Consider the following 11,623-nt stretch of genomic DNA (forward strand, 5'->3'; position numbering starts at 1 on the left):
ACAGGGATTGCAAAATCAGATCGAAGAAAAACGGAGCGGGCGATGACGCATGGCTTCGTCATAAAACGGAGGACGTAATGTCAAAGTTTGAACTTTCACGCCGCACCATCCTGAAATCGTCTGCCGCCGGTCTCGCCGCTCTCTCGGCAGGTGGTTTGTCGCGCCTTGCGCACGCTTCCGACCTGACGGTCGGTATTGTTTATGTCGGACCGCGCGACGACTTCGGCTGGAACCAGGCCCACGCTGTCGCAGCGGCCGCCCTGAAGGACGTGCCGGGCGTCACCGTCGTCGAGGAAGAAAACGTGCCGGAGACGGTCGCGGTCGAAAAATCCATGGAATCCATGATCAATCTCGATGGCGCCAAGCTGATCTTCGCGACATCCTTCGGCTACTACAAGCCCTTCGTTCTGGATCTTGCCGGCAAATATACCGACGTCGAGTTCCGCCACGCGGCGCCGCTGTGGACCGATGCCGACCCGAAAAACGCCGGCAGCTATTTCGGCTATCTCGACCAGGCCCATTATGTGAACGGCGTCGCGGCCGGCCTGTCGACCACCAGCAACAAGCTCGGCTTCGTCGCCGCCAAGCCGATCGGCACCGTTCTGCGAAACATCAACTCCTTCCTGCTTGGCGCGCGTAAGGTCAACCCGGAAGCCACCGTCCAGGTGATCTTCACAGGCGAATGGTCGATGCCGGTCCGTGAAGCCGAGGCGGCCAATGCCCTGGTGGACGCCGGGTGCGATGTTCTGACCTGTCATGTCGACGGACCGAAGGTCGTGATCGAAACGGCCGAGTCGCGCGGCATCAAGTGCTGCGGTCACAACGCCTCCCAGGCACCGCTCGCGCCCAAAGGCTTCATCACCGGCGCGGAATACAAGTGGGAAACAATCTACAAGATGTTCGCCGTCAATCTCGCCGAAGGCCAGCCCTTGCCGAACTTCACCGGCGGCGGGTTTGACGTCGACTTCGTCCGCTCTACACCCTATGGCGCCGGAGCCACGGAAGCGGCGATCGCTTCTGCCGACGCGGCACGTGCGGACGTGAAGGCAGGCAAGCCGATCTTTGTCGGCCCCATCAAAAAGCAGGACGGTTCGCCGCTGCTCGCTGCCGGGGCGAGTTTCGACAATTACGAACCGTCCCTGGATCAGACGGACTACCTGATCGAAGGCGTTGTCGGCTCGATCACCTGAGGACCAATCGACCTTTGCACCGGTGGCCCGTCTCAAGGACGCGGCGCCGGTGCAGTGAACAGTACGGCGTGGCCGCTCCCGCTTGAGTGTGCGGCCACCCAAGTCTCAGGGAAGAGGTATGGCAGATACCACGGAAACGCCCGGCGTGGCCGTTCAGGCGGGCGTCGCAAACGACTTGTTGGACCGGCTCAGACGCTCGTCTGAATATGTGGTCATTCCACTCCTTGCTCTGGTCTTTTCGGGAGCGCTTTTTTCCGTATTCCTTTTGACGCTCGGCAAGTCGCCGGCGGAGTTCTTTTCGCTGGTCTGGCGTGGGGGCTTCGGCACCAGCTTTTCCTGGCAGAATACGCTCGTGCGGGCCGCTCCGCTGATTTTCACCGCCCTTTGCGTCGCCATACCGGCACGCCTGGGCCTCGTCATCATCGGCGGCGAGGGAGCTCTTGTGCTCGGCGGTTTTGCCTCTGCCGCGATTGCAATACCGATGATCGGCTGGATGCCCGGCGTCCTGATGCTTGCCATCATGGCGTTCGCAGGAATGGTGGCCGGAGCCATCTGGATCGGCTGCGTCGGGGCCCTGCGGCACTATCGCGGCGTGAACGAGACCATTGCCTCCCTGCTGATGTTCTATATCGCGGTCTCGATCCTGAATTTCTTTGTCGAAGGCGCACTTCGTGACCCGTCCGACCCGAACAAACCGTCCACGAAGCCGATCGGCTCGGAAAACATGATCGGCGTCATCCCGGGAACGGACGTGCACTGGGGGCTGCTGGTCGGCGTGCTGCTGTGCGGCTTGCTCTACCTGCTGATGAACCGGACCACCTTCGGCTTTGCGGCCCAGATTGCCGGCGGCAACCTGAGGGCCGCGCAGGCCCAGGGGCTACCCGTCGGGCGTCTTGTGGTCGTGTCCTGTGCGATTGCCGGCGCCTGTGCAGGGCTGGCCGGTTTCTTCGAGGTTGCCGCGATCCACGGCAAGGCGAATGCCTCGCTGATCGCAGGCTATGGCTTTACCGGGATCCTCGTGTCGTTTCTAGCCCGCCACAACCCGCTCGTGATCGTGCCGGTCGCCATCTTCCTCGGCGGTATTGCCGCGTCCGGCGGACTGGTTCAGCGGCGCATGGATCTCCCGGACGCAACGGTGCTCGTGCTGCAGGGCCTTCTGTTCCTCGTCATTCTCGTGTCGGAAACCTTCTACGGGCGGCTGTCCATCTTCAAGTCGAAGGGAGCTGCGCAATGAGCGACGATGCGGGCCTGATGACAGTGCTTCTGGCCATGTTCGCCGGTGCGATCCGGGTGTCGACACCCTTCCTGTTCGTAAGCCTCGGCGAAACGCTCACCGAAAAGTCCGGGCGCATCAATCTGGGCCTCGAAGGCACGCTGGTCTTTGGAGCCATGTCGGGCTACGCGATCTCCTATCACACCGGGTCGCCCTGGCTTGGGGTGCTTGTCGCCGGCGTCTGCGGATCGGCCTTCGGCGCTCTGCACGGTTATCTGTGCAAGCTGCCGAAAGTGAATGACATCGCGATCGGCATCGCGTTGATGCTGTTCGGCACCGGCCTCGCGTTCTTCTTCGGAAAGGCCTACATCCAGCCGTCTGCACCCCGGTTGCCGGCAATATCCTTCGGTGCCTGGAGCGATCATCCCGGTATTCGCCAGGCATTGGAGATCAATCCACTGTTCCTCTTGGGAATTGTGCTGGCGGTCTTCCTGTGGTGGGCGCTCAAGAACACGCGCTACGGCCTCATTATCCGGACCACAGGCGACAGTGCACCTGCAGCCCTGGCCCTGGGGATCAATGTCGACCGGGTGCGGCTTCTGTCCACCATGGCAGGCGGGTTCTTCGCCGGCATCGGCGGCTCCTTCCTGTCGCTCTACTATCCGGGGAGCTGGACGGAAGGTCTTTCCTCCGGGCAGGGATTGATGGCGGTCGCGCTTGTGATCTTTGCGCGCTGGAACCCGCTCTACTGCTTCTGGGCGGCCCTTCTGTTCGGCGCGGCGGGAGCGCTCGGGCCTGCGCTTCAATCCATAGGCATTTCGCGCGGCTATCACTTCTTCAACGCCGCGCCCTACATCCTCACCCTTTTGATCATGATCGCGAGCACGTCGCCAAGGCGCTCCCTGAAGGGAGCCCCGGGCGAATTGTCGATCACCAAATAAGGAGCCATGCAATGAGCGGACTTGGAGGACTGAACAAAGCCCCGAACGGAGTGGTTCTGGGCATGGTGCAACTGCAACTGCCGACCGTCGTGACCGAAATCGATCTGGCGAACCAGACGGAGGTCATCGTCGAAATGGTGGCGAAGGCGCGCCGCAACATGCCGACAATGGACATTGTCGTTTTCCCCGAATACGCCCTTCACGGCCTTTCCATGGACATCAACCCGGACATCATGTGCTCGCTTGACGGCCCGGAAGTGGCGGCGTTCAAGAAGGCGTGTGTCGACAACGACATCTGGGGCTGCTTTTCGATCATGGAATTCAATCCCGGAGGCATGCCGTACAACTCGGGTCTGATCATCGACAACAAGGGCGAGCTCAAGCTTTATTACCGCAAGATGCATCCCTGGGTGCCGGTTGAACCCTGGGAGCCGGGCGACCAGGGCATTCCGGTCATCGACGGTCCAAACGGCTGCAAGTTGGCCCTGATCATCTGCCACGACGGCATGTTCCCGGAAATGGCCCGCGAATGCGCCTACAAGGGCGCTGAAATCATGATCCGCACGGCCGGCTATACGGCCCCGATCCGTGAAAGCTGGAAGTTCACCAACCAGTCCAACGCGTTCTGCAACCTGATGGTGACCGCGAATGTCTGCATGTGCGGCACGGACGGCACATTCGACAGCATGGGGGAAGGCATGATCGTCAATTTCGACGGCACCATCCTGGCCCACGGAACCAGCGGGCGCGCCAACGAGATCATCACGGCGGAGGTGCGCCCGGACCTGGTGCGCGAGGCACGGATCAACTGGGGCGTTGAGAACAACATCTACCAGTTCGGCCATCGCGGTTACGTCGCCGTGAAGGGCGGCGCACAGGATTGCCCCTACACCTACATGACCGATCTGGCGGCCGGGAAATACCGACTTCCCTGGGAAGACGAGGTCGTTCACACGGACGGCACGTCTTGCGGCTTCGACGCGCCGGTGCGCCGTTTCGGTGACAAGGCCATGAGCGATGCAGCGGAGTGAGTGACATGAGCCTTGCCGACATCCGTTCCGAGGAAATCGAAGGAGCCGTTGCCGCCGATCCCTACCCGTGGCCCTATAATGGCGATCTCAGGCCGGGGAACACGGCGCTGATCATCATCGACATGCAGACCGACTTCTGCGGCAAGGGCGGCTATGTCGACAGCATGGGCTACGACATCAGCCTGACGCGCGCACCGATAGACCCGATCAGGACGGTCCTGGCCGCCATGCGCGCGGGCGGTTATCACATCATCCACACGCGCGAAGGGCACCGGCCCGACCTGGCCGACCTACCGGCGAACAAGCGCTGGCGCTCGCAGCGGATCGGGGCCGGTATCGGTGACCCGGGACCGTGCGGCAAGATCCTCGTCCGGGGCGAGCCCGGCTGGGAAATCATTCCCGAACTTGCGCCGCTGCCGGGCGAACCGGTCATCGACAAGCCCGGCAAGGGGTCGTTCTGCGCGACGGATCTGGAATTGCTGCTGCGGACCAGGGGCATCGACAACCTCGTCCTGACCGGCATCACGACGGATGTCTGCGTGCACACGACCATGCGCGAGGCCAATGATCGCGGCTTCGAATGCCTGGTCCTGTCCGATTGCTGCGGCGCGACCGATCAGGGAAATCACGACGCCGCCCTGAAGATGGTGACCATGCAGGGCGGGGTCTTCGGCGCCGTGGCGGACAGCGTGACCTTTCTTGCCGGTCTGAGGCAGGCGGGGGGAGCCGCGGGCGCATGAGCATTGCTCCGGATACGGTCTCGACATCACGTGCAATCGGTGTGGAAACCGTCGGCATGACCAAGGCCTTCGGCAATCTGGTCGCGCTGGATGATGTTTCGATCCGGGTGACACCCGGGTCCTTTCACGCTCTGCTCGGCGAAAACGGCGCCGGCAAGTCGACGCTCGTCAAATGCATGATGGGGTTCTACCAGCCGACAAGCGGCACCATGCTCGTCAATGAAAGTGAGGTCGGCGTTCCAAATCCGCGTGCCGCGCACGCGCTCGGCATCGGCATGGTCTATCAGCACTTCACGCTGGTGCCGTCTCTGACAGCGGCTGAAAACCTCGTCATCGCACGTGCGGACGCTCCGCGCGTGATCGACTGGAAAGCCGAACGCCGGGCGCTGAGCGCCTTTATGGAGACGACGCCGTTCAAGGTGCCGCTCGACGTCCCGGTGTCCGGGCTGTCGGCCGGTGAAAAGCAGAAGCTGGAAATTCTCAAGCAGCTCTATCTGGATCAGCGGTTCCTGATCCTCGATGAACCGACGTCGGTGCTGACGCCGGACGAGGCCGATGAAGTGCTCGGGCTGTTGCGGGGGATGACCGAGGCCGGTGACCTGACAATTCTGATGATTACGCACAAGTTCCGCGAAGTCACGGCCTATGCGGACGATGTCACCGTGTTGAGACGCGGGCGCGTGGTCGGCGGCGGCCGGGTCCGGGATCTGTCCGTCGACGACATGAGCCGCATGATGATCGGCGAAACGGAAATCCGGGAAAGCGCTGAACGGGCATCTCATCGGCAGCCGGCGCTCAAGCTGGAACTGGCCGGATTGTTCGCCGATGACGACGAGGAACTGCCTGCCATCGAAGCTGTCAGCCTGAAGATCCATGAGGGCGAAATTCTCGGCATCGCGGGCGTGTCCGGCAACGGACAGTCCGAACTGATCGAAGTGCTCTCCGGCCAGCGTCTTTTGAAGGACGGCCGGATCTTCATCGACAAGAAGCCCTATGAGCCCGAGCGCGGACAGATGGACACGTTCAAGGTGTTCGGGTTCTCCGAAGAGCCGCTCAAGAATGTGGCGGTGCCCCGTATGAGCGTTGCGGAAAACATGGCGTTCCGCACCTTCGACAAGGCGCCGATTTCTCCCTTCAAGGGCTGGCTGTCGCCGCCGCCCATGCGCCGTCAGGCCCGGGAGCTGATCGCGGCCTACCGGGTCAAGACGCCCTCCACCGAAGAACCGATCGAAAACCTCTCCGGCGGAAACGTGCAACGCGCGATCCTTGCGCGGGAACTCTCAGGTGACGTTGACATCCTGATCGTCGCAAACCCCTGTTTCGGGCTGGATTTCGCGTCCGTTGCCGAAATCAGGGCGCAGATCATGGATCAGCGCAACAACGGGGCCGCGATTCTCCTCGTCTCGGAGGATCTGGACGAAATCCTGGAACTTGCCGACACGGTCGCGGTGATGTCCGAGGGAAAGATCACCTATCAGTCGCCAATGGCGGAAACGGACAGGGCGACGATCGGCCACGCCATGGCGGGGCACCACTGATGCTCAAGGTCGATGCCGAACCCTTCACGTTCACGTTTGACCCGTCCAGCACAGCGCTGGTCGTGATCGACATGCAACGCGACTTCATCGAGCCGGGCGGCTTCGGTGAGGCGCTCGGCAACGACGTATCGCACATGCAACGGGCAATTGCGCCGACGCGGGACCTGCTGCAGCTGTTCCGGCAAAAAGGATGGCCGGTCTTTCACACGCGTGAGTGCCACGCCGCCGACCTCAGCGATTGCCCGCCGGCCAAAAGGGACCGTGGCAGCCCGTCGATGCGCATTGGAGATGACGGGCCGATGGGCCGCATCCTTGTAAGGGGTGAGCCGGGCGCCGAGATTATCGCCGAATGCGCGCCTCTCCCTGGTGAAATCGTCATCGACAAACCCGGGAAGGGCGCGTTCTACGCGACATCGCTTGGCGAGGATCTTGAACAACTGAAGATCCGGAGCCTCGTGTTTGCCGGCGTCACAACGGAAGTCTGCGTTCAGACGACCATGCGCGAGGCCAATGACCGCGGCTATGAATGCCTCCTGATCGAGGAGGCGACCGAGAGCTATTTCCCCGAGTTCAAGGCGGCGACGCTCGACATGATCCGGGCACAGGGCGGCATCGTCGGCTGGACCGCCCCCCTGAAGTCATTTGCCGTGGCACTCAATCCCCAGGACGATATCAGATGAGCGAAGAGTTCGACGCCAAAGCCCATGTTGCGCACATGGAAAATCTCATGGGTCTCACGATCGAGGAGGAGTGGCGGCCGGTGGTCGAGGCGCATATTTCCGCGATTGAAAAGGCGGCCGTGCTTGTCCGGTCCTTTCCTCTGGATGAGGAGGTTGAAGCCGCGCCGGTGTTCGAGGCATGAGCGGCGGAACCGACGTCACCACGATGACCGCGGCGGAGATCGCGAGCGCCGTCGGCGGCGGCAGCGTGTCGGCAAAGGATGTTGTCGAGGCGTCGCTGGTGCAGATCGAAAAGCGCAATCCGGCGGTCAATGCCTTCACCGATGTCACAACGGATTCCGCCCTGGCGGATGCGCGAAAGATTGACGATGCTGTCGCAGCCGGCACGAGATTGCCGCTCGCCGGCGTTCCATTTGCCGTGAAGAACCTGTTCGACATTGAGGGCGTCGTGACACGGGCCGGGTCGAAGATCAATCGCGGCAACGCGCCTGCAACAGCCGACGCGACACTCGTGCAACACATGCGCCGGCAGGGCGCCGTCCTGATGGGCGGGCTGAACATGGGCGAATATGCCTATGATTTCACGGGCGAAAACATCCACGACGGAAACTGCCTGAACCCCCATGACCCGAGCCGGATGAGCGGGGGATCGTCGTCAGGATCCGGGGCCGCCGTCGCCTCCGGCATGGTGCCGGTAAGCCTCGGATCGGACACCAACGGGTCGATCCGGGTACCCTCGTCCTTCTGCGGCCTCTTCGGTCTCAAGCCCACCTACGGGCGCCTGTCGCGCCACGGCACCTACCCGTTTGTCGGCAGCCTCGACCACCTCGGGCCCATGGCCAGATCGGCTGCCGATCTGTCGCTGGTCTTCGATGTGCTTCAGGGAGCCGATCCGAACGACCCGGCGCAGGCGGCAAGACCGGCGCTTGCGACTTATGAACAGATCGGGCAGGGGGCGGACAGACTGCGCATCGCGGTTGCCGGCGGCTATTTCCGGGAAAAGGCGGAACCCGAAGCGCTTGCCGCCGTGGACACCGTTGCGCGCGCGCTCGGAGTTTCGGATGAAATCGACATTCCGGAGGCCGCGCGCGCGCGCGCCGCGGCCTATGTGATCACCAGCGCGGAAGGCGCGAACCTGCACTTCGACCGGATCGTGGCGCGCCCCGGCGACTACGATCCGGACACGCGCGACAGGTTTCTGGCAGGGACCACGGTCCCGGCCCTTTGGGTGCAGCAGGCGCAGCGTTTTCGCAGCTGGTTCCGCGCAAAGATGCGCAGGATTTTCGAGGACGTCGACATTCTGCTGGCGCCGGCGACACCCTTTTCCGCCCTGCCGTCGGGAACAAAGACCATCACGCTGGACGGTATCACGATGCCCGCACGGCCGAATATCGGTCTGTTCACCCAGCCCGTGTCCTTCATCGGGCTGCCGGTGGTGGCGGTTCCGGTCTGGCTTGAAGGCGCGGCGCTGCCCATCGGTGTCCAGGTGATTGCACCGGCGTGGCGCGAAGACCTTGCGCTGCGCGCTGCCGCCGAACTTGAACGCACCGGCGTCTGCAGGGCGCCTGTCGCGGCCTGAAACCTTGCTTTGAGGGGAAGATCATGGATGACGCACGCTGGTCCGGGCGGAATCGGGACAAGGACCGTATCAGGGACCTTGTCTGGTCAGGTCTTGAAAAGAGCGGCACCAGCATAGGTCCGGCCCACAGCTGCATTCCGAACTTCGCGGGCGCGGACCTTGCGGCGCGCAACCTTGCGCGGCTTCCCGCCTGGCAGGCGGCAAGAGTGGTGAAGTGCAATCCCGATCCACCGCAGATCCCGGTCAGGCTGCGTGCGCTTTACGAAGGCAAGATCGTCTATGCCCCTGTTCCCGAACTCCTCAAGCCCTTTCCCTTCGTCCGCCTCGATCCCGAAAAGCTTGAACAAAAGGGCATCCAGTTCGAACTGGCAGCGACCTCGCAGGGCTTTGTCGAACACGGCGAGGCGGTGGAATTCGAGGACATGGAACGGCTTGATTTCGTGGTCGTCGGATGTGTCGCCGTCAGCCGCTCGGGTGCACGGACCGGCAAGGGCGGTGGTTTCGCCGATCTCGAACTCGGTATTTTCCGGGAACTGGACAAGCTGAAACCGGATACCCTGATCACGACGACGGTTCATTCCTCGCAGGTCGTCGGCAACGATCAGCTTGTCATGATGGACCATGACAGCGCGCTCGACGCGATCGCCACGGAAACCGAACTGATCGAAACCGGCACGAAGTTTCCGCAGCCGGAAGGCGTTGCCTGGGATGCCGTCCAGCCGGACCAGTTCCGGGACATCCCGTTTCTTGAAACACTTCGCGACCGTTTGAAGTCCAAGGGGAGGGGATGATCGATGGAAATCAATATTCCGTCCGTGAAAGCCGAGGTCGAAGCGGTCTTTGAAGAATACGAAACGGCGCTTGTCGGCAACGATGTCGCAACGCTCGACCGTCTGTTTCTCGACGCGCCGACGACAATCAGATACGGCGGCGGCGAGAATCTCTACGGGTATGGCGAGATCGCAGCCTTCAGGTCGGCACGGAGCGACAGCAACCTGCAAAGGCGGTTGGAGAGGACGGTGATCACCACCTACGGCACGGACTTCGCCACGGCCGCGACCCTGTTCTATCGCGACACGGCCCCCGGAAAGGTCGGCCGACAGATGCAGACCTGGATGAGGACAGCTGACGGCTGGAAAGTGGTCGCAGCCCATGTCAGCGTGATCGCGGAGTGACCTTCGCGGTTGGCTTGACCGGGTGAGCGTTGCCCGCAGGCGCCGGAAAGGGGGCCAAAAACAGACTGTGCGTTATATCACCCGCACTCTCCGAGATAGTTGCAAACCCATCCCTGACGCATGCTGAAGGCATTGCCGCAGACGCAATTGAGGGTCGCAATTTTCACCGGTTCCGATCTCGCATGCGATGACAAGCGGCTGAGTATTCGTTGGGAGGAACGGATGAAAAAGCATCTCCTGGCCGCTGTCTCCGCGGCTGCATTTCTTTCAACCGGCGCAGCTTTTGCGGCGGATGGTCCCCTCAAGGTCGGCGTTCTCGCAACGCTCGAAGGGACATACACGGTTCTCGGCGAGGACGGTGTTCGAGGTCTCAAGACGGCGATGGCCGTCAGGGGCCCCAAGGCAGGCGGACGTGACATTGAGCTGATCATTCAGTCGACGGACGCATCGCCGGACAGCGCGGTGCGCGGTGCCCGAAAGCTGGTCGAGCAGGACAAGGTCGACCTCGTGATCGGACCACTCTCCGGTTCTGAAGGCATTGCGATCCGGGACTATTCCAAGACCCAGCCGCAGGTAACGTTCCTGAACGGGATTTCCGGTGCGCAGGAAACCACCTACGTGACGCCTTCGGACAATTTCTTCCGCTTCAACACGGATGGAGCGCAATGGTCCGCGGGCCTGGGCGACTACGTCTTCAACGACAAGGGCTGGAAAAGCGTCGCGACGATCGGTGAGGACTATTCCTTCATCTACACGCAGGTTTTCGGCTTTGCGCTTGAATTCTGCCAGGCAGGCGGCGAGATCACCGAACGTTTCTGGGTTCCGCTCGGAACGAAGGATTTCGGCTCGATCATCGCTTCGCTTCCCGATGACGTGGATGCGATCTATCTCGGCCTTGGCGGCGGCGACGCGGTCAACTTCCTGAACCAGTATCAGCAGGCCGGTGGCGACGCCAACCTGATCGGCGGTTCCATCATGGTGGACGGTACCGTTCTGAATTCCAAGGGCGACGCGAAAAAGGCGCTCATCGGAACGCCGTCGGCAGGCCCGCAGGCCGACACCTGGGATGACGCGAACTGGAAGGCCTACGTGAAGGCCTATCAGGATGCGTTCCCGCCGGACCAGCGGTTCCCGAGCCCCTCGCTCCTGGCAACCGGGTACTACAACGCGACGACAGCCGCGATGACCTGCCTCGATGAAGTGGGCGGTGATCTGTCCGATGGACACGCGAAGTTCCGCGGTTGCCTCGCCGGCCTGGAACTCGATGCCCCCAACGGCAAGATCACCCTTGACGGCAACCGTCAGGCCATCGGGGCGAATTTCGTCTCCGAAGTCGCCGAACAGGATGACGGAACGCTCGTGACCAAACTGGTCGCGATCAAGGAAAACGTGCCGCAGACCCTCGGCATCGATCCTGAAGTCTTTGCAAAGATCGGCCTCCCAAGCCGTGAGACGCCTGAGTGCAAGACGTCTTACTGACCGCAAAGCGCCGGGCGGCCTGTGCCGCCCGGTTTTCCTACCGGGCCGCCGCATCCC

Annotated in this window: 12 protein-coding genes; all 12 read left to right on the top strand. The window is 62.3% G+C overall.

Annotated elements, in window-relative coordinates:
* Window positions 1–77 precede the first annotated feature (77 nt).
* The 12 genes from ACO07N_RS15840 to ACO07N_RS15895 all read left to right on the top strand — a co-directional run bounded on the left by ACO07N_RS15840 (window position 78) and on the right by ACO07N_RS15895 (window position 11,566).
* Complete coding sequence (locus ACO07N_RS15840; protein ID WP_421981947.1) at window positions 78–1,190, top strand: BMP family ABC transporter substrate-binding protein; 1,113 nt, start codon at window positions 78–80, stop codon at window positions 1,188–1,190.
* A gap of 118 nt (window positions 1,191–1,308) precedes the next feature.
* Entirely contained in the window at window positions 1,309–2,424 is a 1,116-nt protein-coding gene (locus ACO07N_RS15845) for an ABC transporter permease (RefSeq protein WP_421981948.1), read from the top strand.
* A complete protein-coding gene (locus ACO07N_RS15850; RefSeq protein WP_421981949.1) occupies window positions 2,421–3,344 on the top strand; it encodes an ABC transporter permease in 924 nt (307 codons plus the stop codon). The genes ACO07N_RS15845 and ACO07N_RS15850 overlap by 4 nt, the downstream gene beginning before the upstream one ends.
* An 11-nt stretch (window positions 3,345–3,355) precedes the next feature.
* Complete coding sequence (locus ACO07N_RS15855; RefSeq protein WP_421981950.1) at window positions 3,356–4,375, top strand: formamidase; 1,020 nt, start codon at window positions 3,356–3,358, stop codon at window positions 4,373–4,375.
* Between the two features lie 5 nt (window positions 4,376–4,380).
* Window positions 4,381–5,115, top strand: coding sequence for a cysteine hydrolase family protein (locus ACO07N_RS15860; protein WP_421981951.1), 735 nt, complete (start codon window positions 4,381–4,383; stop codon window positions 5,113–5,115).
* On the top strand, window positions 5,112–6,653 hold the full coding sequence (locus ACO07N_RS15865) for an ABC transporter ATP-binding protein (RefSeq protein ID WP_421981952.1): 1,542 nt from the start codon (window positions 5,112–5,114) through the stop codon (window positions 6,651–6,653). The genes ACO07N_RS15860 and ACO07N_RS15865 overlap by 4 nt, the downstream gene beginning before the upstream one ends.
* The gene (locus ACO07N_RS15870) at window positions 6,653–7,333 is read left to right on the top strand and encodes a cysteine hydrolase family protein (protein WP_421981953.1); all 681 of its coding nucleotides are present in this window, start codon (window positions 6,653–6,655) and stop codon (window positions 7,331–7,333) included. Before ACO07N_RS15865 ends, ACO07N_RS15870 begins: the two co-directional genes overlap by 1 nt.
* Window positions 7,330–7,515 carry a DUF4089 domain-containing protein gene (locus ACO07N_RS15875; protein ID WP_421981954.1) on the top strand — a complete coding sequence of 62 codons (186 nt, stop codon included), beginning with the start codon at window positions 7,330–7,332 and terminating at the stop codon, window positions 7,513–7,515. Before ACO07N_RS15870 ends, ACO07N_RS15875 begins: the two co-directional genes overlap by 4 nt.
* Window positions 7,512–8,912, top strand: a complete 1,401-nt coding sequence (locus ACO07N_RS15880; protein WP_421981955.1) for an AtzE family amidohydrolase — start codon at window positions 7,512–7,514, stop codon at window positions 8,910–8,912. Before ACO07N_RS15875 ends, ACO07N_RS15880 begins: the two co-directional genes overlap by 4 nt.
* Before the next feature lie 23 nt (window positions 8,913–8,935).
* The gene (locus ACO07N_RS15885; protein ID WP_421981956.1) at window positions 8,936–9,703 is read left to right on the top strand and encodes a 5-formyltetrahydrofolate cyclo-ligase; all 768 of its coding nucleotides are present in this window, start codon (window positions 8,936–8,938) and stop codon (window positions 9,701–9,703) included.
* A gap of 3 nt (window positions 9,704–9,706) precedes the next feature.
* Window positions 9,707–10,087 (top strand): oxalurate catabolism protein HpxZ, encoded by a 381-nt coding sequence (hpxZ, locus tag ACO07N_RS15890; RefSeq protein ID WP_421981957.1) that lies wholly within the window; start codon window positions 9,707–9,709, stop codon window positions 10,085–10,087.
* Between the two features lie 222 nt (window positions 10,088–10,309).
* The gene (locus ACO07N_RS15895) at window positions 10,310–11,566 is read left to right on the top strand and encodes an ABC transporter substrate-binding protein (RefSeq protein WP_421981958.1); all 1,257 of its coding nucleotides are present in this window, start codon (window positions 10,310–10,312) and stop codon (window positions 11,564–11,566) included.
* Window positions 11,567–11,623: the final 57 nt, after the last annotated feature.

The organism is Roseibium sp., assembly GCF_965229775.1.
GTDB lineage: Bacteria > Pseudomonadota > Alphaproteobacteria > Rhizobiales > Stappiaceae > Roseibium.

Excerpts from the sequence above, each read along its gene's own strand:
- ACO07N_RS15875 (WP_421981954.1), top strand. The coding sequence starts at position 7,330 with ATGAGCGAAGAGTTCGACGCCAAAGCCCATGTTGCGCACATGGAAAAT.
- ACO07N_RS15855 (WP_421981950.1), top strand. The coding sequence starts at position 3,356 with ATGAGCGGACTTGGAGGACTGAACAAAGCCCCGAACGGAGTGGTTCTG.
- ACO07N_RS15850 (WP_421981949.1), top strand. The coding sequence starts at position 2,421 with ATGAGCGACGATGCGGGCCTGATGACAGTGCTTCTGGCCATGTTCGCC.
- ACO07N_RS15840 (WP_421981947.1), top strand. The coding sequence starts at position 78 with ATGTCAAAGTTTGAACTTTCACGCCGCACCATCCTGAAATCGTCTGCC.
- ACO07N_RS15880 (WP_421981955.1), top strand. The coding sequence starts at position 7,512 with ATGAGCGGCGGAACCGACGTCACCACGATGACCGCGGCGGAGATCGCG.
- hpxZ (WP_421981957.1), top strand. The coding sequence starts at position 9,707 with ATGGAAATCAATATTCCGTCCGTGAAAGCCGAGGTCGAAGCGGTCTTT.
- ACO07N_RS15885 (WP_421981956.1), top strand. The coding sequence starts at position 8,936 with ATGGATGACGCACGCTGGTCCGGGCGGAATCGGGACAAGGACCGTATC.
- ACO07N_RS15895 (WP_421981958.1), top strand. The coding sequence starts at position 10,310 with ATGAAAAAGCATCTCCTGGCCGCTGTCTCCGCGGCTGCATTTCTTTCA.
- ACO07N_RS15870 (WP_421981953.1), top strand. The coding sequence starts at position 6,653 with ATGCTCAAGGTCGATGCCGAACCCTTCACGTTCACGTTTGACCCGTCC.
- ACO07N_RS15860 (WP_421981951.1), top strand. The coding sequence starts at position 4,381 with ATGAGCCTTGCCGACATCCGTTCCGAGGAAATCGAAGGAGCCGTTGCC.
- ACO07N_RS15845 (WP_421981948.1), top strand. The coding sequence starts at position 1,309 with ATGGCAGATACCACGGAAACGCCCGGCGTGGCCGTTCAGGCGGGCGTC.
- ACO07N_RS15865 (WP_421981952.1), top strand. The coding sequence starts at position 5,112 with ATGAGCATTGCTCCGGATACGGTCTCGACATCACGTGCAATCGGTGTG.